This is a genomic window from Pseudomonas sp. MYb2 (assembly GCF_002979955.1).
Lineage (GTDB): Bacteria > Pseudomonadota > Gammaproteobacteria > Pseudomonadales > Pseudomonadaceae > Aquipseudomonas.
On the sequence record NZ_PCQC01000002.1, the window covers coordinates 443,984 to 465,056 of the forward strand.

Annotated in this window: 18 protein-coding genes and 1 pseudogene; 9 read left to right on the forward strand and 10 right to left on the reverse strand. The window is 59.2% G+C overall.

Features of this window, described 5'->3' with window-relative positions:
* Positions 1 to 2 precede the first annotated feature (2 nt).
* Both CQ009_RS04975 and CQ009_RS04980 read right to left on the reverse strand, forming a co-directional pair.
* Complete coding sequence (locus CQ009_RS04975) at positions 3 to 962, reverse strand: MoxR family ATPase (protein WP_003218556.1); 960 nt, start codon at positions 960 to 962, stop codon at positions 3 to 5.
* A 269-nt stretch (positions 963 to 1,231) separates the two neighbouring features.
* Positions 1,232 to 1,585, reverse strand: a complete 354-nt coding sequence (locus CQ009_RS04980; protein WP_064119835.1) for a hypothetical protein — start codon at positions 1,583 to 1,585, stop codon at positions 1,232 to 1,234.
* A gap of 504 nt (positions 1,586 to 2,089) precedes the next feature.
* Between CQ009_RS04980 and CQ009_RS04985 the strand changes: the two genes are divergently transcribed.
* Positions 2,090 to 6,985 (forward strand): NAD-glutamate dehydrogenase, encoded by a 4,896-nt coding sequence (locus tag CQ009_RS04985; RefSeq protein WP_105705054.1) that lies wholly within the window; start codon positions 2,090 to 2,092, stop codon positions 6,983 to 6,985.
* A gap of 164 nt (positions 6,986 to 7,149) precedes the next feature.
* Here the strand turns inward: CQ009_RS04985 and CQ009_RS04990 are convergent, their stop codons facing one another.
* From CQ009_RS04990 to CQ009_RS05005, 4 genes are all read right to left on the reverse strand, one after another.
* A complete protein-coding gene (locus CQ009_RS04990) occupies positions 7,150 to 7,863 on the reverse strand; it encodes an ATPase (protein ID WP_105705055.1) in 714 nt (237 codons plus the stop codon).
* 218 nt (positions 7,864 to 8,081) lie between these two features.
* Positions 8,082 to 8,486 carry a cupin domain-containing protein gene (locus CQ009_RS04995; protein WP_105705056.1) on the reverse strand — a complete coding sequence of 135 codons (405 nt, stop codon included), beginning with the start codon at positions 8,484 to 8,486 and terminating at the stop codon, positions 8,082 to 8,084.
* Between the two features lie 240 nt (positions 8,487 to 8,726).
* Positions 8,727 to 9,020, reverse strand: a complete 294-nt coding sequence (locus CQ009_RS05000; RefSeq protein WP_016984406.1) for a putative quinol monooxygenase — start codon at positions 9,018 to 9,020, stop codon at positions 8,727 to 8,729.
* 123 nt (positions 9,021 to 9,143) lie between these two features.
* Complete coding sequence (locus CQ009_RS05005; RefSeq protein WP_105705057.1) at positions 9,144 to 10,577, reverse strand: PLP-dependent aminotransferase family protein; 1,434 nt, start codon at positions 10,575 to 10,577, stop codon at positions 9,144 to 9,146.
* Between the two features lie 435 nt (positions 10,578 to 11,012).
* Here CQ009_RS05005 and CQ009_RS05015 point away from each other — a divergent pair, with 435 nt between their 5' ends.
* On the forward strand, positions 11,013 to 11,453 hold the full coding sequence (locus CQ009_RS05015) for a carboxymuconolactone decarboxylase family protein (RefSeq protein ID WP_105705059.1): 441 nt from the start codon (positions 11,013 to 11,015) through the stop codon (positions 11,451 to 11,453).
* A gap of 262 nt (positions 11,454 to 11,715) precedes the next feature.
* On the opposite strand, the gene CQ009_RS05020 is transcribed toward CQ009_RS05015, so the two are convergent.
* Positions 11,716 to 12,030, reverse strand: coding sequence for a hypothetical protein (locus CQ009_RS05020; protein ID WP_105705060.1), 315 nt, complete (start codon positions 12,028 to 12,030; stop codon positions 11,716 to 11,718).
* A gap of 207 nt (positions 12,031 to 12,237) precedes the next feature.
* Here CQ009_RS05020 and CQ009_RS05025 point away from each other — a divergent pair, with 207 nt between their 5' ends.
* The 3 genes from CQ009_RS05025 to CQ009_RS05035 are packed head-to-tail and all read left to right on the forward strand — an operon-like array spanning position 12,238 to position 14,421.
* Positions 12,238 to 12,903 carry a secretin and TonB N-terminal domain-containing protein gene (locus CQ009_RS05025; RefSeq protein WP_064392947.1) on the forward strand — a complete coding sequence of 222 codons (666 nt, stop codon included), beginning with the start codon at positions 12,238 to 12,240 and terminating at the stop codon, positions 12,901 to 12,903.
* A complete protein-coding gene (locus tag CQ009_RS05030; protein WP_007913935.1) occupies positions 12,900 to 13,451 on the forward strand; it encodes an RNA polymerase sigma factor in 552 nt (183 codons plus the stop codon). The genes CQ009_RS05025 and CQ009_RS05030 overlap by 4 nt, the downstream gene beginning before the upstream one ends.
* A gap of 31 nt (positions 13,452 to 13,482) precedes the next feature.
* Complete coding sequence (locus tag CQ009_RS05035; protein ID WP_105705061.1) at positions 13,483 to 14,421, forward strand: DUF4880 domain-containing protein; 939 nt, start codon at positions 13,483 to 13,485, stop codon at positions 14,419 to 14,421.
* A gap of 611 nt (positions 14,422 to 15,032) precedes the next feature.
* On the opposite strand, the gene CQ009_RS05040 is transcribed toward CQ009_RS05035, so the two are convergent.
* Positions 15,033 to 15,953, reverse strand: coding sequence for a LysR family transcriptional regulator (locus CQ009_RS05040; RefSeq protein WP_105705062.1), 921 nt, complete (start codon positions 15,951 to 15,953; stop codon positions 15,033 to 15,035).
* A 128-nt stretch (positions 15,954 to 16,081) separates the two neighbouring features.
* Here CQ009_RS05040 and CQ009_RS05045 point away from each other — a divergent pair, with 128 nt between their 5' ends.
* From CQ009_RS05045 to CQ009_RS05055, 3 genes are all read left to right on the forward strand, one after another.
* Entirely contained in the window at positions 16,082 to 17,242 is a 1,161-nt protein-coding gene (locus tag CQ009_RS05045; protein WP_064392944.1) for a metallophosphoesterase, read from the forward strand.
* On the forward strand, positions 17,239 to 18,099 hold the full coding sequence (locus tag CQ009_RS05050; protein WP_064392943.1) for an SDR family oxidoreductase: 861 nt from the start codon (positions 17,239 to 17,241) through the stop codon (positions 18,097 to 18,099). The genes CQ009_RS05045 and CQ009_RS05050 overlap by 4 nt, the downstream gene beginning before the upstream one ends.
* Before the next feature lie 111 nt (positions 18,100 to 18,210).
* A complete protein-coding gene (locus CQ009_RS05055) occupies positions 18,211 to 19,452 on the forward strand; it encodes an MFS transporter (protein WP_177430991.1) in 1,242 nt (413 codons plus the stop codon).
* 195 nt (positions 19,453 to 19,647) lie between these two features.
* On the opposite strand, the gene CQ009_RS05060 is transcribed toward CQ009_RS05055, so the two are convergent.
* Positions 19,648 to 20,256, reverse strand: a complete 609-nt coding sequence (locus CQ009_RS05060) for a prepilin-type N-terminal cleavage/methylation domain-containing protein (RefSeq protein WP_105705063.1) — start codon at positions 20,254 to 20,256, stop codon at positions 19,648 to 19,650.
* Positions 20,253 to 20,699 (reverse strand): type II secretion system minor pseudopilin GspH, encoded by a 447-nt coding sequence (gene gspH, locus CQ009_RS05065; protein WP_105705064.1) that lies wholly within the window; start codon positions 20,697 to 20,699, stop codon positions 20,253 to 20,255. The genes CQ009_RS05060 and gspH overlap by 4 nt, the downstream gene beginning before the upstream one ends.
* Positions 20,700 to 20,818: 119 nt before the next feature.
* Between gspH and CQ009_RS05070 the strand changes: the two are divergent.
* Positions 20,819 to 21,073: pseudogene (locus CQ009_RS05070) on the forward strand (type II secretion system protein N); the annotation flags it as partial.

Below are 21,073 nucleotides of genomic sequence, written 5' to 3' on the forward strand. Positions count from 1 at the left end.
GGTCAAGCGACGGCTACGACGTCGAGAATCCGCTGCACCACCCGATCCTGATCGATGCCGGCGGCTTCGGCTTCAAACGACAGAATGATGCGGTGACGCAACACGTCGAACAGCACCGCCTGAATGTCTTCCGGGCTGACGAAGTCGCGACCGGCCAGCCAGGCGTGGGCACGGGCGCAGCGGTCGAGGGCGATGGAACCGCGCGGGCTGGCGCCATAGGCGATCCACTCGGCCATTTCCGGGTCGAACTTGGCCGGCGTACGGGTGGCCATGACCAGTTGCACGAGGTATTCCTCCACGGCATCGGCCATGTACAGACCAAGGATTTCCTTGCGCGCGGCAAAGATTGCCTGCTGGCTCACGCGGCGCTCGGGCTTGGTTTCGCCGTTCAACGCTTCACCACGGGCCTGCTGGAGGATGCGGCGTTCGACGGCAGCGTCCGGGAAACCGATTTTCACGTGCATCAGGAAACGGTCGAGCTGGGCTTCCGGCAGCGGGTAGGTGCCTTCCTGTTCGATCGGGTTTTGCGTGGCCATCACCAGAAACAGTGGCGACAGTTCATAGGTGCTGCGACCGACACTGACCTGACGCTCGGCCATGGCTTCGAGCAGCGCCGATTGCACCTTGGCCGGCGCACGGTTGATTTCGTCCGCCAGCACCAGGTTGTGGAAGATCGGCCCTTGCTGGAACACGAAACTGCCGGTTTCCGGGCGATAGATCTCGGTGCCGGTGATGTCGGCCGGCAGCAGGTCAGGGGTGAACTGAATGCGATGGAACTGGGCTTCGATGCCCTCGGCGAGTTCTTTGATCGCTTTGGTCTTGGCCAGACCCGGCGCGCCTTCGACCAGCATGTGGCCGTCGGCGAGCAGGGCGATGAGCAAACGCTCGATGAGTTTTTCCTGGCCGAGAATCTGCGTTGAAAGAAAGGTTCGCAGCGCCAGCAGCGCTTCACGATGTTCCATCGGTGACTGTTCCTGGAAAGGGGTGGCCACAGGCGTTCGGATAACGCCGGGGCTGGGGGCGTTACTTTAATCCATCGCAGGGGGTGGCGACTAACGGCATTTTGCGCAAAGTGCGGGAAATGACTGGGGGATTTGTTGGATTTTTGTAGCCAGGGAGTGATTGGTTGCCTGTGCCGGCCCTATCGCGAGCAGGCTCACTCCTACAATGGATCGTCGTACACCGACCTGTAGGAGTGAGCCTGCTCGCGATGGTGCCAGTCCGGGTGCGATCAAACTTCGTTGATGAACGTGCCAGTCCCATCAAGGATATTCGTCAAGGTCTCGACCACCTCATCCATATCCACCATATCCGGGTTAAAGCTGATCTCCAGCACATCATCCCCATTCAACGCATCAGCATCCGCCGCCGCGATCTCGATCTTCAGCAGCGTCGAAGTCAGCGTGACTTTCACGCCATCGAGAGTCGAAGGCTCGCCATCCAGGGTGATTTCCAGCTCATCCTCATCCGGATAACGGCTCATCAGGAACATGTCGCCCTTGTCGCTGTGGCAGCAGAGCATGGCCATGTTGTCTTCTTCGTCATCGCACGGGTTGACGATCAGTAGGGCGGTGGTCATTTGCATGGTCAATTCCTGCCTCGAGGGGCGTGTTGGTCGCTAATGGGCGCGATTCTGCCAGTCCTCGGGAATTTCTGCATGTGAGAGTGTCAGAGGATGTGTCGTGAACGCGACGTGGGTCAATGGTCATTTCTGGCACGCATGTACCGTAAAAACGGGCATTCAGACCAGCGTTTTGCGCCATGAGTGCTAGTGTTTACCGGTGTCAAACCCTCGGTTTACGTGCCAATGACCGAATATGTCGCAGCACCGCAAGCAGACACATTGTCGCACCCTTTAAGCTGCGCAACGGATGAGCACCCGTAAAGGCATTGTCGGCGACGCTGACAGTCGCTTTTGCAGATGCTCATTCAATGGAAGGTGAATGTGACCTCAGTGTCCCGTCCAGCTTCACCCACCTGTCCCCCTGTTTCCTCTGCCCGAGAATCAGGAACAGGGCGACACAAGCCCCGAAAGGGGTGTTGCACGCGACGCTTTCCATCAATAACAAGCTTAAGCGGAGTACCACAGATGGCGTTCTTCACCGCAGCCAGCAAAGCCGACTTCCAGCACCAACTGCAAGCGGCACTGGCGCAGCACATCAGTGAACAGGCACTGCCACAAGTGGCGCTGTTCGCTGAACAATTCTTCGGCATCATTTCTCTGGACGAGCTGACTCAACGTCGCCTCTCCGACCTCGCTGGCTGTACTCTTTCTGCGTGGCGCCTGCTTGAGCGCTTCGATCACGCGCAACCGCAAGTGCGCGTCTACAACCCCGATTACGAGCGTCATGGCTGGCAGTCGACCCACACCGCGGTCGAAGTCCTGCACCATGACCTGCCATTCCTCGTCGACTCGGTCCGTACTGAACTGAACCGCCGCGGCTACAGCATCCATACCCTGCAAACCACCGTGCTCAGCGTACGTCGTGGCAGCAAGGGCGAATTGCTGGAAATCCTGCCAAAAGGCAGCACTGGCGAAGGCGTGCTGCACGAGTCGCTGATGTACCTGGAAATCGACCGCTGCGCCAACGCGGCCGAACTGAATGTGCTGAGCAAAGAGCTGGAACAGGTTCTCGGTGAAGTCCGCGTTGCGGTCGCCGATTTCGAGCCAATGAAAGCCAAGGTGCAGGAAATCCTCACCAAGCTCGACAACAGCGCGTTCGCCGTCGATGCCGACGAAAAGAACGAAATCAAGAGCTTCCTGGAATGGCTGGTGGGCAACCACTTCACCTTCCTCGGCTACGAAGAATTCGTGGTCACCGATCAGGCCGATGGCGGCCATATCGAGTACGACCAGAACTCCTTCCTCGGCCTGACCAAACTGCTGCGCACCGGCCTGACCTACGAAGACCTGCGCATCGAAGACTACGCTGTTGCCTACCTGCGCGAACCGACCCTGCTGTCGTTCGCCAAGGCTGCGCACCCGAGCCGTGTTCACCGTCCGGCGTACCCGGACTACGTATCGATCCGTGAAATCGACGCCGACGGCAAAGTCATCAAGGAACACCGCTTCATGGGCCTGTACACCTCCTCGGTGTATGGCGAGAGCGTGCGGGTCATCCCGTTCATCCGCCGCAAGGTCGAAGAAATCGAAACCCGCTCCGGCTTCCAGTCCAAGGCTCACCTGGGCAAGGAACTGGCGCAGGTGCTTGAAGTGCTGCCGCGTGATGACCTGTTCCAGACCCCGGTCGACGAACTGTTCACCACCGTGATGTCGATCGTGCAGATCCAGGAACGCAACAAGATCCGCGTGTTCCTGCGCAAAGACCCGTACGGTCGTTTCTGCTACTGCCTGGCCTACGTGCCGCGCGACATCTACTCCACCGAAGTGCGCCAGAAGATTCAGCAAGTGCTGATGGAGCGCCTGAAGGCTTCCGACTGCGAATTCTGGACGTTCTTCTCTGAGTCGGTGCTGGCGCGCGTGCAGTTGATCCTGCGTGTCGACCCGAAAAACCGTCTCGACATCGACCCGGTGCTGCTGGAAAAAGAAGTCGTGCAAGCCTGCCGCAGCTGGCAGGACGACTACGCCGCACTGACCGTCGAAAGCTTCGGCGAAGCCCACGGCACCAACGTGCTGGCCGACTTCCCGAAAGGCTTCCCGGCCGGCTACCGCGAGCGTTTCGCAGCGCATTCGGCCGTGGTCGACATGCAGCACCTGCTGAGCCTCAACGAAAAAAATCCGCTGGTGATGAGCTTCTATCAGCCGCTCGGTCAGGTGTCCGGCCAGCGCGAGCTGCATTGCAAGCTGTACCACGCCGACACGCCGCTGGCGTTGTCCGACGTGCTGCCGATTCTGGAAAACCTCGGCCTGCGCGTACTGGGTGAATTCCCGTACCGTCTGCGTCACACCAATGGCCGCGAGTTCTGGATTCACGACTTCGCGTTCACTGCCGCTGAAGGCCTGGACCTCGACATCCAGCAACTCAACGACACCCTGCAGGACGCCTTTGTCCACATCGTTCGTGGCGACGCCGAAAACGATGCGTTCAACCGACTGGTACTGACCGCCGGCCTGCCTTGGCGCGACGTCGCGCTGCTGCGTGCTTACGCGCGTTACCTGAAGCAGATTCGTCTGGGCTTCGATCTGGGTTACATCGCCAGCACCCTGAACAACCACACCGACATTGCTCGCGAGCTGACCCGGTTGTTCAAGACCCGCTTCTATCTGGCGCGCAAACTCAGCGACGACGATCTGGAAGACAAGCAACTGCGTCTGGAACAAGCGATTCTGACCGCACTGGACGACGTCCAGGTGCTCAACGAAGACCGCATCCTGCGTCGTTACCTCGACCTGATCAAAGCCACGCTGCGGACCAACTTCTATCAGACTGATGCCAACGGCCAGAACAAGTCGTACTTCAGCTTCAAGTTCAACCCGCACGCGATCCCTGAACTGCCGAAGCCAGTGCCGAAGTTTGAAATCTTCGTTTACTCGCCACGCGTCGAAGGCGTGCACCTGCGCTTCGGTAACGTAGCCCGTGGTGGTCTGCGCTGGTCCGACCGTGAAGAAGACTTCCGTACCGAAGTCCTCGGCCTGGTTAAAGCTCAACAAGTGAAGAACTCGGTCATCGTGCCAGTCGGCGCGAAGGGCGGCTTCCTGCCGCGTCGCCTGCCACTGGGCGGCAGCCGTGACGAGATCGCGGCCGAGGGCATCGCTTGCTACCGCATCTTCATTTCCGGTCTGTTGGACATCACCGACAACCTGAAAGACGGCGCGCTGGTGCCGCCATTGAACGTGGTTCGCCACGACGATGACGACCCGTACCTGGTAGTGGCAGCGGACAAGGGCACTGCAACCTTCTCCGACATCGCCAACGGCATCGCCATCGACTACGGCTTCTGGCTGGGTGACGCGTTTGCATCCGGTGGTTCGGCCGGTTACGACCACAAGAAAATGGGCATTACCGCCAAAGGCGCGTGGGTTGGCGTACAACGTCACTTCCGCGAGCGCGGCATCAATGTTCAGGAAGACAGCATCACTGTTGTCGGCGTCGGCGACATGGCCGGTGACGTGTTCGGTAACGGCCTGTTGATGTCCGACAAGCTGCAACTGGTCGCTGCCTTCAACCACATGCACATCTTCATCGACCCGAACCCGAATCCGGCGACCAGCTTCGTCGAGCGTCAGCGCATGTTCGACCTGCCGCGTTCGGCCTGGACCGACTACGACACCAGCATCATGTCCGAAGGCGGCGGTATCTTCTCGCGCAGCGCGAAGAGCATCGCGATCTCCCCGCAGATGCAGGAACGCTTCGACATCAAGGCTGACAAGCTGACCCCGACCGAACTGCTGAACGCCTTGCTCAAGGCACCGGTGGATCTGTTGTGGAACGGCGGTATCGGTACTTACGTCAAGGCCAGCACCGAAAGCCACGCCGATGTCGGCGACAAGGCCAACGATGCACTGCGCGTCAACGGCAACGAGCTGCGCTGCAAAGTCGTGGGCGAGGGCGGTAACCTCGGCATGACCCAACTGGGTCGTGTGGAATTCGGTCTGAATGGCGGCGGTTCCAACACCGACTTCATCGACAACGCCGGTGGCGTGGACTGCTCCGACCACGAAGTAAACATCAAGATCCTGCTGAACGAAGTGGTTCAGGCCGGTGACATGACCGACAAGCAACGCAACCAGTTGCTGGCGAGCATGACCGACGAAGTCGGCAATCTGGTGCTGGGCAACAACTACAAGCAGACTCAGGCCCTGTCCCTGGCGGCGCGCCGCGCTTATGCGCGCATCGCTGAGTACAAGCGTCTGATGGGCGATCTGGAAGGCCGTGGCAAGCTGGACCGTGCCATCGAGTTCCTGCCGACCGAAGAGCAACTGGCCGAGCGTATTGCTGAAGGCCACGGTCTGACCCGTCCTGAGCTGTCGGTGCTGATCTCCTACAGCAAGATCGACCTCAAAGAGCAGCTGTTGGGCTCGTTGGTACCGGACGACGATTACCTGACCCGCGACATGGAAACGGCGTTCCCGCCGTCTCTGGTCAGCAAGTTCTCCGAAGCCATGCGTCGTCACCGTCTGAAGCGCGAGATCGTCAGCACCCAGATCGCCAACGACCTGGTCAACCACATGGGCATCACCTTCGTTCAGCGACTCAAAGAGTCGACCGGCATGAGCCCGGCGAACGTGGCCGGTGCTTACGTGATCGTGCGCGACATCTTCCACCTCCCGCACTGGTTCCGTCAGATCGAAGCGCTGGACTACCAGGTCAGCGCTGACGTGCAGCTGGAGCTGATGGACGAGCTGATGCGTCTGGGTCGCCGCGCCACGCGCTGGTTCCTGCGTGCCCGCCGCAACGAGCAGAACGCTGCCCGTGATACCGCGCACTTCGGTCCACACCTGAAAGAGCTGGGTCTGAAGCTCGACGAACTGCTGAGCGGCGAAATCCGTGAAAACTGGCAGGCGCGTTATCAGGCGTACGTCGAGGCCGGTGTACCGGAATTGCTGGCGCGTATGGTCGCGGGCACCTCGCACCTGTACACCCTGCTGCCGATCATCGAAGCGTCCGACGTGACTGGCCAGGATCCGGCCGAAGTGGCCAAGGCTTACTTCGCCGTCGGCAGTGCGCTGGACATCACCTGGTACCTGCAACAGATCAGCGCGCTGCCGGTTGAAAACAACTGGCAAGCCCTGGCCCGTGAAGCGTTCCGCGATGATGTCGACTGGCAGCAACGTGCGATCACCATCTCCGTCCTGCAACAGGGCGACGGCACTCAGGACGTGGAAACACGCCTGGCGCTGTGGATGGCGCAGCACGAAAGCATGATCTCGCGCTGGCGCGCCATGCTGGTGGAAATCCGTGCGGCGAGCGGCACGGACTACGCCATGTATGCCGTGGCCAACCGTGAACTGCTGGATCTGGCGTTGAGCGGGCAGGCGGTAGTGCCTGCGGTTGCTGCGAATGCCGAGCTTGAACTGGCATAAGTAAGCGCTGAATGAAAAAGCCCCGGTGTCGTGAGATGCCGGGGCTTTTTTATGTCTGAGGGTTTTGTAGTGTTAGGTCTGGCCCCTTCGCGAGCAGGCTCGCTCCCACAGGGGAATGCATTTCAAATGTGGGAGCGAGCCTGCTCGCGAAAGGGCCCTTACATTCAATACAACTTCTGACCTTGTTTACTATCCAGCATCGACACTTTGTCCGCAGGCCGCGCGACCAAATTATTGAGCGACTGGTCAAACTTCTGCAGCGCCCGAACTTGCACATCCTGCTGCTGATTAATATCGGCAACTATCTCTTCTGACCGCTTGAAGTCCGCCCATACTGGCATCAACTCTCGCGCCTCTGAACCTTTCGCCGTACCGATATAGTTCAACTGCGTATCATAAAAATCGGCACTGACATCGGCTTTGATGTCGGAACTGCGCGAGGTGATCAATTGGCTGTGAGTGTCGACAATCGCCACCACATCCGGTTTAGCTGCTCGCAGGCTCTGCATGTCCGGATACACCGTCACTGAGCCAAACTGACGTTGCAGGGAGGCGTTGACCCAGTCCACCGCCATGTCCGGTTTCGAGCTGGCGACGTAGGCGTCGTGGATCGGCTGCACCAGCAGGCTCTGGCCGAAACCGGTGCCGGCGTTGGCCTGGTAGTCGCGCAGGTATTCGCGGTTGGTCTGGGTGCTTGGGCTGTAGACCACGCCCAACGACACGCCGGGACCGCTTTTTACCTGGGTGGCGCTGCTGCGGCCGGTGGGATGAGGGAGCAAGGTGTCGAGCGAGGAAACTGCCTTCGGCGCGGTGGGGACTGAACAGGCTGACAGAGCTAAAACCGATATCGCCAGTACACTGGTGAGCGCAAGTTTCATGGTGTTTCTCCCGTGAAACAACATCAGTCGGAAAGTTTGGAAATGCCGTCGGCGACGACAGTTAATTCAGACTAAACCCGCCAACCTGACAATTTGCTGAGTTAAAACGTGTTGGATAGTTTCATTTGCTGTAACCCGGCGCGGTTAATTGCGCCGGGAAATAAAAAGGCGCGAAACGATGATTTGCGCCCGTTTATTTATGGTTGGTTAAACAGCCATCAGTTTTTCAGCGGGATCAGCACTTGCTCATCCGGGGCCAAGACCATGAACACCAGCAACTTCGCAGGTTTGCTTTGGCTGGCATTTTTTGACACCAGATGCTCGGAGCCGGCCGGTTCGTACCAGAACTGGCCCTTTTTGTAGGTGATCGCCTGTTCGCCCTTCACCTGGGAAATCACTTCGCCCTCCAGCACATAAGCCATCGCCGTGCCATCGTGTTTATGGGCGATGGAGGACTGGCCGGGTTTGTAGTCGACCTCGATCATCATGGCTTTTTTGCCGGGGGCGTTTTTCAGCATCTGGTCTTGGAGGACGGTGACTTTTTCCGAGGGATCGTGAGCGAAGGCGGCCGAGGTGCAAAGGCTTAAGGCGAGGGCGGCAGCGAAGAAGGGCAGGGCTTTCATGGCGGGTTACCTGTGATAATCGGGGTGTTGCTGATCACAGTAGTCCGCGGGGCGGGGCATTCAAACGGCCAATATTCGGGAAGATCAGGTGACCAATCGGCGAGGGAGGCAGGAAGGTTATCGATGTGGCGCAATACGCTTTCGCGAGCAGGCTCGCTCCCACAGGTTCTGCGGTTGCTCACCTATCTTGTGAACAACCAATAACCCTGTGGGAGCGAGCCTGCTCGCGAAGGCGTCAGATCAGACGATAGGGAAACTGTTGAAATCCACGCTATTGGCCAACCGGCTATCGATCAAGTCAATAAACCCCTGCGCCTCAGGCCGGTTGAAATGCGCCTGCATCGCCGCTTCCGACTGCCAGCGGGCACTGACCGTCCAGCGGTGGCTGTCCTCGGGGCAGCGGTCGACCAGGTAGGAATCGCAGCCCGGCGTCTCGCGCAGGGTTTCGACGATCTTCTGCAGTTGCCTGCCCAGTTCATCCGAGCGGCCGGCGGCAGCCTGCACCTGGACCGTATTGATCACTTCGTTGGACATTGCTCACACTCCTGAATCAGGCCGGACGAATCCTGCTCATTGAGGGATAACGCCTGTGCAGGATAGGCCTGCCGTCGTGAATCACCAATAACCAATCGGCAGTAAATGCGTTATACCAAAGGCTCATGACAGCTGTTCGAGGATGTCACGCAGGCGATCCAGAGCGATATCGATGTCCAGCGTTTCGATGGCGCCGAAGCCGAAATACAGGCCGTTCTTCGCCGGTTGCTGATGATAGAAACCGTTGATCGAGTACAGCCCGACTTCGACCTTTTTCGCCAGTTCGATCACCAGCGGCAAGTCGATCGGCACCTTGCAGAACACCGCCATATGAAACCCGGCGCTGGCCGGCACTGCCTCAAGCCATGGCGACAAATCATCCGCCATGCGCGCGAGAATCCGCTCACGGCGCTGCGCATAAATCGCATGACAGCGGCGGATATGCTTGAGCAGGCAGCCCTCGGCGATGAACTTGGCCAGCGCCCATTGCGGCAGGGTCGAGGCGTGCAGATCGGTGAGTTGCTTGGCGCGGATCACCGCCTCGAGAATCGCCGGCGGCAGAATCGCATAGCCCAGACGCAACTCCGGCAGCAGGGTTTTCGAGAACGTGCCGACGTAGGCGACGATGCCGCGCTGATCGAGGTTGTACAGCGAATCGGTCGGCCGGCCTTCGTAGCGAAACTCGCTGTCATAGTCGTCCTCGATGATAATCGCGCCCAACTCATGAGCGCGGGCCAGCAAGGCTTCACGGCGCGCCTGACTCATCGGCATGCCCAGCGGAAACTGATGCGACGGCGTGACATAGATGAGGCGCGTGCCATCGGGAATGTGCTCGACCTGAATGCCCTCGGCATCCACCGGAATCCCGACCACCTCGGCGCCATGGGTGCCGAACAGCAGACGTGCCGGCGGATAACCGGGATCTTCCATCGCTACCAGACTGCCCGGGCGGATCAGCACGCGGGTGATCAGGTCCAGCGCCTGTTGCGCGCCGTTGCACACGACGATGTCTTCGTCCTGACAGTTGATCCCGCGGGAAAACGCGATGTGCCGGGCAATCGCATTGCGCAGCGCCGGCAGGCCTTCGGCGACACTGTAGAAACCCTTGGACTGACTCATCTGGCGCATCGCATGGGCGACGCAGCGGCGCCAGTCATCCTGCGGGAACTGGCCCTTGCTGGTCGCGCCACCGATGAAGTCATAACGCAGCGAGCCTTCCAGCGTCGGATGGCGCAAAAACACCGGCAGATTGCGCCAACTCTCGATCACTTCGGCGCTGGCCAGTTCGCTGTGGCTTTGCTTGCGTTGGATCTGCGCCGGGCGCGCGTTGACGTAAGTGCCTTTGCCGATCACCCCGGTGAGGAAGTTTTCGTAGGTCAGTTGCGCGTAGGTGTCGGAAATGGTCTTGCGCGAGATGCCCAGTTGCTCGGCGAGCAGACGGCTGGGCGGCAATTGCGTGCCAGCGGCCAGACGCCCGGATTCGATGGCGCCGCGCAACTGCTGATACAACTGACCGGCAAGATCCTTGCGGCCGTTGATCACGACGTGAAGTTCCATACCGACGAGGCTCCCGAGGCTAATTGGCGTGCGCGCCAGATTACCGTTGTTACGTGATCGGCAATAGTTGCCTACCCGAAAAACCCAAAATTGGCCTAGATCCCTGTAGGAGTGAGCCTGCTCGCGATGACGGTGGCACATCCGACATCAATGTTGCCTGACACACCGCTATCGCGAGCAGGCTCACTCCTACAGGGATTTGTGTTTGGCAGGAGGATTGATCGTTCCCACGCTCCGCGTGGTAACGCCTCCTGTGACGCTCTGCGTCACAGTGGACGCGGAGCGTCCATGGCTGCATTCCCACGCGGAGCGTGGGAACGATCATCGTGTATATCCGCGATTCAGTGGTGTACCCACAATTCGACAAATTGGGGCTGTAACGCATCGCTGTCGGCGTTTACGGTGAACTCATTATTCCGTTTACCGAGACCCGCCATGCCCCCGCGCCTGGATTACTACAACGCTTCGCCCAAGGCGATGAGAGCGATGATTGCCATGGAGGCGCTGACCGCCAACCTCAGTATCGAGCAGCCGCTGCTGCAGTTGATCCGGATCCGTGCTTCGCAACTCAATGGCTGCGCATTCTGCACCGACATGCACTCGGTGGATGCGCGACGGGCCGGGGAGAGTGATCGGCGGCTGTATGCGATTGCGGTGTGGCGCGACAGCAACTTCTTCAACCCGCGTGAGCGTGCGGCGCTGGCCTGGGCGGAGGCGGTGACGTTGTTGGCGGAGAGCCGTGTGCCTGATGAGGTGTATCAGCAGGCGCGCGAGCAATTCAGCGAAGGGGAGCTGGTCGACCTGACCATGGCCGTCACCACCATCAACAGCTGGAACCGCCTCGCGGTGAGCTTCCGCCAAACCCCAAGCGATTGAGCCCGCCCTGATCGTTCCCACGCTCTGCGTGGGAATGCCTCAACGGACGCTCCGCGTTCGGCTCCGGATGTGACGCAGAGCGTCCCGGGCTGCATTCCCACGCGGAGCGTGGGAACGATCGGTAAGCGACTGAACACCACAGGATCGTTCCCACGCTCTGCGTGGGAATGCCTCAGCGGACGCTCTGCGTTCGGCTCTGGATGGGACGCGGAGCGTCCCGGGCTGCATTCCCACGCGGAGCGTGGGAACGATCGGTGGCGTGTCATTGCGGTGGGCGTTGCGGTTTCACCGAGGTGCCAAAGGTATTGCCCATCCGCGTACTGGTCGCCGCCGGTGTCGCCAGGCCAACCTGATTCGGCGGCCGCTTGTTCACCGGCACATTCATCGCCTGCTGATTCTTCTCCGCCGCCGCAGCGCTTTCCGGGTTATTGCCCATCTGCTGACTCAAACAATCGTAATTCGGCGCCTTGTAACCACCGACCGTCACCTCGACACAGCCCAACGGTTCCTCGGCATAAGCGCTCGACAGCGCCATCAACATCAGCCCGCCAAGGCTCAATCGCCACAGTGTGTTCATGCTCGCCTCCTGGCCGGCCCGACGGGGCCGCGCTTTGGCTTGAGTCTAGTGCAAGCCGTGCGCAATTCCCGTGATGGTTTTTTTGCACCGCCCGTCACACCAGATTCATAAACAGCCCTCAGGATGACGATTTCCAAGGATTCGTCAGCCGTGCAGCGAGGCAATTCCACGGACGGTTTTCAGCGTTCAACGAGGCTTGTGCGCCGGATGTGTCTGGGGTGGCTGCTTGGCTGTGCGGCGGGCCATGCCATGGCCGATGCGGTGCCGGCGGACCTGCGCATGACGCTGCACATTCCGGCACAGGATCTGGCCCGCGCGCTGGATCAGTACAGCCACGCCACGGGCGTTGCGGTGCTGGTCGACAGTCAGTTGAGTCGGGGTCGACGTTCGCTCGCGGTGGACGGTGAATACACCGCCGCTGATGCCTTGCGTCGATTGCTCGGCGGCAGTGGTTTGATGGCGCGGTATGCCCGCGACGATGCGTTTACGTTGCAAGTGGCGCAGGTCGAAGACGTACCGGCACCATCGCAAAAACAGACGCCGGAAAGCGTCGCGGTCAACCGCAGTTACGCCACGGCCGTGCAAGCGGCGATCGAGCGCAATCTGTGCCGCTCGCCGCTGACCCGTCCGGGCAGTTATCGCGCGGTGTTGCAGGTCTGGGTCGGCCGCGATGGTTTGGTGCAGCACAACCGGTTGGTCACTTCGACCGGTGATGTACGGCGCGACAACGCGTTGGTGGAAAGTTTTCGCAACCTCAAAATCGACCGACCGACGCCCAGCGCATTGCGTCAGCCGGTCACGTTGCTGTTGTTACCGGAGTCGTCAGGAAAACGCATGGAATGCACCAAATGGGAAGGAGTTTCCGGGGGATGAAAGACACCGGACAAGGTTCGATGGTCCAACTGTTCCTGACGTCCTACGAGGACTTTCGGGTGCGCCTGCGCAGGCGTCTCGGTTCGGAAGATCTGGCCAACGACGTGCTGCACGAAACCTATCTGCGCGTCGATCGCATGGAGACGCCGCCGAACGTCCTGCGGCCGAATGCCTACCTCTATCGCATGGCTCTGAACATCGCCGCCGACCGCCGCCAGGCCGATGCGCGCCTGCTCACCGGCGAGGAAGTCGAAGAGCTGCTGCAAATCGGCGACGAAGCCCTCGATCCCGCGCGAGTAGTCGGTGGGCAGAAGGAAATCCAGTCGCTGCTCAGTGCGTTGTACGAGCTGCCCGCACGGCGCCGGAAGATCTTCATCGCGGCGCGTCTGGAGGAGGCGCCGCATCTGGAAATCTCGCAGCGCTTCGGCATTTCCACGCGCATGGTCGAGAAGGAAATCAAAGCCGCGTTGGGCTTCTGCGCCGCGAAACTGGAAAGAAAAGTGTTTCAGCGGTTCGGTCGCGGGGCCGGAAAACCGTCTTCTGAATAGTGCCCGATCAATTCGTTGAGAATCTGCGCGTTTGAACATCTTTCGACTGACACCTGCCGAGCCATCGGCGGCCGACAATCTGCACAGCGAAGCCCGCGACTGGCTGGTCCTGCTGACCTCCGGCCGCGCCACCGTGGCCGACGCCCGCGCCCTGCGCGAATGGTGCGCGCAGAGCGCTGAACATGCGCAGGCGTTCGAGCAGGCCAAGCGGTTGTGGCAGCAACTGCAACCGGCCGTGGAGCAAATGCAGGCGCCGCGCGGGTTTGGCCGTCGTGCTTTTCTCGGTGGGGCGATTGCTGCGTCGGCGGCGTTTTTGCTGGTGCGCGGGACGATTCCTGGTGGTTTTGAAGGGCTGGGCGCGGACTACATCACTGAGGTCGGTCAGCAGCGTCGTTTTGAACCGGTGCAGGGTGTGAGTCTGGAGCTGAACACGCAGACGCGGATTAATCAGCGTGCAGTGTCTGAGGGTGTGCAGGGTTTTGAGCTGGTTAGTGGTGAGGTTGAGGTGCAGACCGCGCGCTTGCCGTTGGCGATGCAGGCTGGGGGAGGGTGGTTGCGTGCGAGTCAGGCGCGGTTCAACTTGCGTAACACGGATCAGAAAGTTTGCGTGACCTGTCTTGATGGCGCGGTTGAAGTGGATGTTGAAGGTCGTAGTTTGCGGCTTGAGTCGGGGCAGCAGGTGACTTACGACGCGCGGCAGGTTGGCAGTGTGCAGAGTGTCGACACGGCGGCGGTGATGAATTGGCGTCAGCAAGTGTTGGTGTTTAACGGCGCTACGCTGAGTCAGATGATTGATGAGATCAACCGGTATCGGCCGGGGATGTTGTTGCTGCTTAATCGTGAGCTTGGGCAGCGGCGGGTGCAGGCGCGCTTTAGCCTTGATCAACTTGCTGGTGTTGCGCTGCTGATTCGGGATGCCTATGGCGTCAAATGCACTGAGCTGCCGGGTGGCGTCGTTGTTTTGAGCTAGTGGGTTTGATTGGGTACATATCCGTTGCTGCGGTAACGGCGGCTTAGGGTTCCGCCCTTACGGCGGGTCACTTTTGACAAACGCCTCAAAAGTAACCAAAAACGCTTGCTCCTACGTCCGGCCCGCTCGCTAAAGCTCGGGGTTCCTTCGCTCCGGGATCCATCCGGGCGCATCGCCTACGGTTTGCTTCGCTGCACCTCCTCTCGATGCATTTGGCTGCGCCAAACGGTCGCTGCGCTCCCACCCCCGGATGAATCCCTCCACTCAGCCTTCCGACGTCGCCCGTGGATCAAGATCAAGAGCTGCAGCCGAGCTAACGCTCATCCTGTCGAGTGGGGCGGCTTTGCCGCTTGGGTTGTACGCACATTAAAACGGTGGGAGCGAGCTTGCTCGCGAAGGGGCCTGCCAGCCAACCTATCCCCAACTGACTCCACCCATTCCCACTGTGGGAGCGAGCCTGCTCGCGAAGGCGGCCTGCCAACCAACCAATCCCCAACTGCCTGCCCCGAATACCTGCGGGAGCTGGCTTGCCAGCGATGGCGGCCAGCCAGCCCATCTCTCTTGGGGGCTGTCGTCATTCAGCGTGATGGACGCGGCCTTCGATAATCTGGTCAGGAGGACAGGTTAGCCCGAAACAGATCTACCAGCTCTCGAAGACCTGGCGGCATTTGTCGACGTCCAGGGTAGTAAATATAAAATGCGGGTTCGATGGGAGCCCAGTCCGGGAGCACAATTTGTAGCTCGCCGCGAGCGAGGTAAGCACTGACACGTTCTTCGAGGCAGTAGGTGATGCCTCGATCGGCTAGTGCCATCTCAATTCCGAAAGTGGTTTCGTTCACGCATAGCTGTCCAGGAACATCGATGGCCTGATGGTCGCCATCCTTTTCAAAATCCCACCGGTAGATGACACCGTTACCCGTTCGAATCTGGATGCAGTTGTGGTTCTTCAAGTCCTCGGGAATCACGATACGAGCATTATCGTTCAGGTATCTAGGCGAGGCCACCGCTACCCATCGCAACTCTTCGCTAAGTCGCACGGCAATGTAGTCTTCGGGAATCGTGTTGCCGAAACGGATGCCGGCGTCGAAGCCTGCCGAAACGATGTCCACCATCCTGTCGTCAACTGCGACTTCTACTGAGACCTCAGGATAGGCCTCCAGAAATAACGGAAGAAACTTCGTGAACAGTAGGCGTGCGCCGTCAGCCAAGACGTTGAGCCGAAGTCGGCCGGAAGGTCTGTCTCTGTGGCGATCCAGCGCTGCCAGAGCGCCGCTTATCTCGGTAAAACCCACGGTCAATCGCTTTGCAAGCGCGGCTCCTGCGTCGGTTGGAGACACCGTCCTGCTCGTCCGATTCAGCAGCCGAACGCCGAGCCGACTTTCCAGATTGCGGATGGCATGACTCAGCGCTGAGGTCGTGATACCGAGTTGGACCGCCGCATGGGTAAAGCTTCGCATCCTTTCAACGGCGAGAAAGGAATTCAGATCGGCGAGGTCTGCACGAGAAAGCCGTGCGGTAGGCAGTACAGGCATGACGTATCCATGGTTGAGCTGAATTCAAAGGCTGATGCAATCTCGCTAATCAATTGCGCGATTCATCTCGGTTACTATTAATTTCACTCAACGATCGCTTCGTCAACCCTAAGGGTGGTGTCCGTACTGTGTTCCATATCTACCTGACCGTTGCTTACCTCTATGTTCTTTGGCGCTTCATCGTCCCGCTACCTGTCGGTCGTGGTTGGCGTGCGCTGTTGGCGGTAGGGCTGCTCATCATTTCGAAGTACCACCTTATTCTCATCGCCGTTTACGGAACGATGTTTTCCCCTGAGGTGCCTCGTGCAGCGGTCTTGGTTGCAGGCTGGCTGTTCTGTGCGTTTGTACTGGTGATGGTGCTGACGCTGGTCACCGATTTGATCTGTGCAGCCCTTGCGATCAGGCGCACGGTGGTTATGAAAGACGTGTTTGATGGACGACTCCGTTCCGCAATCGCACTAGCAGCGCTCCTGCTTTCAGCCGTGGGTGTTTATCAAGCAGTGCAGGTGCCTGGCGTTCATCGCGTTGAAGTAACGGTGCAGCACCTGCCTCGATCACTGGATGGCTTACGGATCGTCCAGTTGACTGACTTGCACATCAGCCGCCTATTCCAGGCTGATTGGGTTGAAGGAGTCGTGTCTCGCGCCAATGCACTGAATGCCGATGCCATTCTGATCACCGGTGATCTCATAGACGGCACCGTCGAAGCTCGTAAGAACGACGTCGCACCGCTGAGCAAGCTCACTGCTCCACTGGGTGTAATTGCCATTCCTGGCAACCACGAATACTACTTCGACGCAGACCAATGGATCGCGGAGTTCAAGCGTTTGGGCATGCAGGTTCTGGTGAATGAGCACGTCATCCTGCGTAAAGGCGCAGACCAGTTAATCGTCGCAGGCGTAACTGACGAGGCTGCTCCAGCTTATGGCCATAAAGGCCCGGACTTGGCTGAAGCCCTCGCCGGCGCTCCAAAAGATGTGCCCACGATTCTTCTAAAACATCGCCCCCAAGGTGCACCGGATTCGGCGGCTGCTAGCGTCGGTTTGCAACTGTCCGGACACACCCATGGGGGCATGATCACCGGCTTGGACTTGGTAGCCGGATATGCCAATCAGGGTTTTATCTCCGGCCATTATGACGTCGGCAAGATGAGGCTTTACGTCAGCAATGGCACTGCCTTGTGGAACGGTTTTCCAATCCGCCTCGGTGTGCCCGCCGAAATTACTGAGATTGTCCTGCGGGCCAGTCCGACGCTTAACGAACATCCAGTCAGGAGAACATTCTTGTGAATCATCCAGCCATTCGTAGCGGTGCCGTTGCGGTCATTACCGGGGCTGCAGTTGGCATTGGTTACGCCATTGCGCGGCGGGTTGCCAGCGAGGGAATGAACGTCGTTCTTTTTGATCGCGATGCGTCTGCATTGGACGTTGCGATCAAGACATTACGCAATCAATTTCCTGACGTGAACCTGCTGGTGATCAAGGGCGATGTCACGTCCGAAAGCGATCTTCACCATCTCTACGAAAGGTCATGTGAATTCGGTGAAGTATCCCTACTGGTGAATAACGCAGCCATCAACACGGGGGCGGGGCCATGGGAAGGCCTGGCCCAATGGCGAATGTTGATGGAAATCAATTTCTGGAGTGTGTTGACGCTACAGCAGCTTTTCGTAGATACGATGTTTTCCCAAAGCGGCGCAGCCGCCATCGTCAACCTTGGCTCGAAGGAAGGCATCACTACTCGTCCTGGAAACGCGGCGTACTCGCTTTCAAAAGCTGCGGTCAAAGTCCTTACCGAGCAGTTAGCCCATGAGCTACGCGAGAAGGTGGGTGACCGTGTAACCGCTCACCTTCTGATACCTGGATACACGTTCACACCTATGAATTTCCCAGGTATGACCCGTGATACGCAAAAGCCGGACAGTCCATGGACAGCCGATCAAGTCGCAGATCGCATGGTCGAGAAAATGGCTGAGGGCGACTTCTATATTTTCTGTGAAGACAACGAAGCCAGCTGGGAACTGGATCAGCGCCGCATGCAGTGGGCAGCAGATGACATGATCCAGAACCGTCCAGCGCTTTCTCGCTGGCACGAAGATTACGCAGATGAATTCACCGATTACATCGCGGATATCGTCCACAAGTAGGCCGGCGACTACTACCCGGTAAGCCCATTCTTGGCACCTCATCCAGACAGGTGCCACTGCGTTGCATTTTTAAAGCGTGCCTTCGGTATCGCTTCATCGGAGGCATTGTTCATGACCAGTCAATCCAGTATCGATACGAGCACTTCACAGTCCCGTCCGGCCATTGACGTCCCACACGGCACAGGCACGGCCATCGCCATACTTGGCCTCGGCGGCCTATTCATCGGTACGGGTGAGTTTGCGTCCATGAGTTTGCTTCCCGGTCTGGCGTCGAGCACGCACGTTTCCATACCGGTTGCAGGCGGTTACATCACGGCCTACGCCCTTGGCGTTGTGGTCGGCGCGCCGCTCATTGCAATCCTCGCCGCACGCTGCCCTCGCAAGGCTCTATTGATCGCATTACTTGCGCTTTTTGCGATTGGATATGGGGCAAGCGCCGTCGCCTGGAATCATGCAACTTTGCTAGGTGCGCGTTTCCTGGCCGGTCTGCCGCATGGCGCTTACTACGGTGTCGCCTGCCTGGTTGCCGCGACCATGGTCGCTGAAAATCGAAAAGCTCAAGCTGCCGGCTATGTTATGGCGGGATTGGCGGCGGCCAATGTCGTAGGTGTTCCAACTGCCACGTGGATCGGTCAGCTCTTCGGATGGCGGGGCGCGTTTGCGCTGCTCGCTGCGGGTGGAGTCATTGCCATCGTTCTGTTTTGGATATTTATCCCGACCATCCCCCGCGACGAGTCTGCGAGTCCGAAATCCGAACTCGCTGGTCTCAAAAAGCCTCAGCTTTGGCTAACGCTGGCTACAGCTTCAATCGGTTTCGGCGGGATGTTTTCGGTGTATAGCTACATTACCCCGACCTTGACTGAAGTGACTGGTTTTACATCCGGCCAGGTGCCAATGGTCTTGGCGGTCTGGGGCATAGGCATGATTGTTGGCAACCTGATTGGCGGCTGGCTGGCTGACCGCGCGCTGGTTCCTGCGATCTTCTACATCATGATCTGGAACGCGGTGTTCCTGGCGGGCTTCTCCGTTTTCGCATCCTCTGGGATCGGCACTCTGGCTGTACTGTTTTTAATCGGATGCGGCTTCGCACTGGTACCCGCACTCCAGGTACGTCTGATGAATGTTGCCGGTGAAGCTCAAACACTTGCCGCGGCCCTCAACCACAGCGCATTCAACATATCCAACGCGGTCGGTGCCTCGCTTGGTGGCCTCGCCATTGCCGGCGGACTCGGCTGGGCATCAACGGGCTGGGTTGGCGCAGGCCTGGCCGTTCTCGGCATCATGTTTTTCGCTGTTTCGATTGGTGTTGAAAAGCGTTCCATGGCGACCAGCGCTGCAACATCGTCAACGTGAAGGCCGGATCTTATGCGGTGAGTCCATTGCGTCGAGCCATCGTCCGAACAGGAGATTGATTCACGGTAAAGCCACAGATGACCATTCAACTATCTGACGCACAGCGAACTGGTTTACCAGCGATGGCGGCCTGACAGCCGGGCAGTTTGTCCTGATGAGCACAGATCTCGTTGAAGTTGCCGTAGGCGGAACGGCTCAATTAAGTGGGCCAATCACCTGCCGATATTTCTCCACCCCCTGTGGCGTCTGCCGAGTCAACCGAATCTCCAGCCCTTGTGGATCCTCCTGCCGGTTGCCGCTCAGTTGTCGCCAGCCTTTATCGATTTCCCAAACGCGTACTTGCGCATCGCTGACTTCGTTCAACACCGCCACCCCAGCCGTTGGCGCGGGCAGTGGATATTGACTGCGCGCCGGGGCCACCGCGCGGTACAAATTGTCGCCCTTGACCCACCACCGCACCCGCTGCAACGCCCCCGGCTGATCCGCCGCCGTGCGAATGATGTCCAGCCGAAACCCCTTACTGTCGCTACTGCGCACAGTCAAAGCGGGCGGGGCGCTCGGCGGTTCATCATCCACCCCAACCTTCCTCGGCTCAGTCAACTCAACCCCCGCGCGCATCTCCACATCCCGCTGCAACTGGTTCAACGCTCGCAACAAACCGTCACTCTGCTCACTGCTCGCCTGCAAATGACTGTCCGCCCGCGTCACACTGTCCAGCCCCCGCCAGGCAATCAGACTCACCACCGCCATCAACAAAATCGCGACCATCACCTCAATCAACGTAAAACCCTGTTGGCGCTTCATTGCAGGCTGATCCTTCCACTGCCATCGCGCAGCACACTCAAGCGATTCAACCCATCCGACAACGTCAATTGCAGCGGCGGATTGATCCACTCAGCGTTCAGCACAACCTTCTGTTTCGGCTCCACCCGCAACTCCATCTTCGGACTCTGCCAGGCACGCGGCCGCAACTGCGGATCCTGAGCGAAATGATCAAACCCCTTGCCACTGTCACTGCGCCGACTAAACCGAAACCCCTTGGCATCACTCACCCACACAATCGGCCGGCCATCCGCGCGCGCCTCCGCCTGCGCCACCTGCAGCAACTGCGCCACACGCTCGGCATCCTTGCGCAGCAACTGCAACGGATCCGGCTTGATACTCAAGCTGATCGCCGCACTGGCGATGCCGATGATCACCAGCACCACCATCAACTCGATCAGCGTAAAACCCTCTTGCCTGTTCATCGCGCGCCGCTCCTTTGCGTCCTGCGCCATCGTGCACGGCCAACATGTAAGGCGTGTGAAATAAAACGGAGAGAATTGCCGCGTACGCTGACAGCAGGGATAAAAAGGAGATTCAACCCATGACCTTCACCGCACGCGTTTCCCCACCCCAAATGGTCCAGGCACTCGCACTGCTCGCAGCGCTGGTCGGCGTAGCGACGTGGTCGTCGCTGCTGCTGACCTCCGCCGAATCACACACCCCAGCAGCGGCCCCGCAATTGCTGGCGGCTAGAAGTGATAGCCCGGCGTTGCAGTGGTTTTCCAATCAAACGGCGCCGGTGGATATCAAGGTGAGCGGGGTGATGGCGGGGAGTCGGGGGGCGGTGGCGATACTG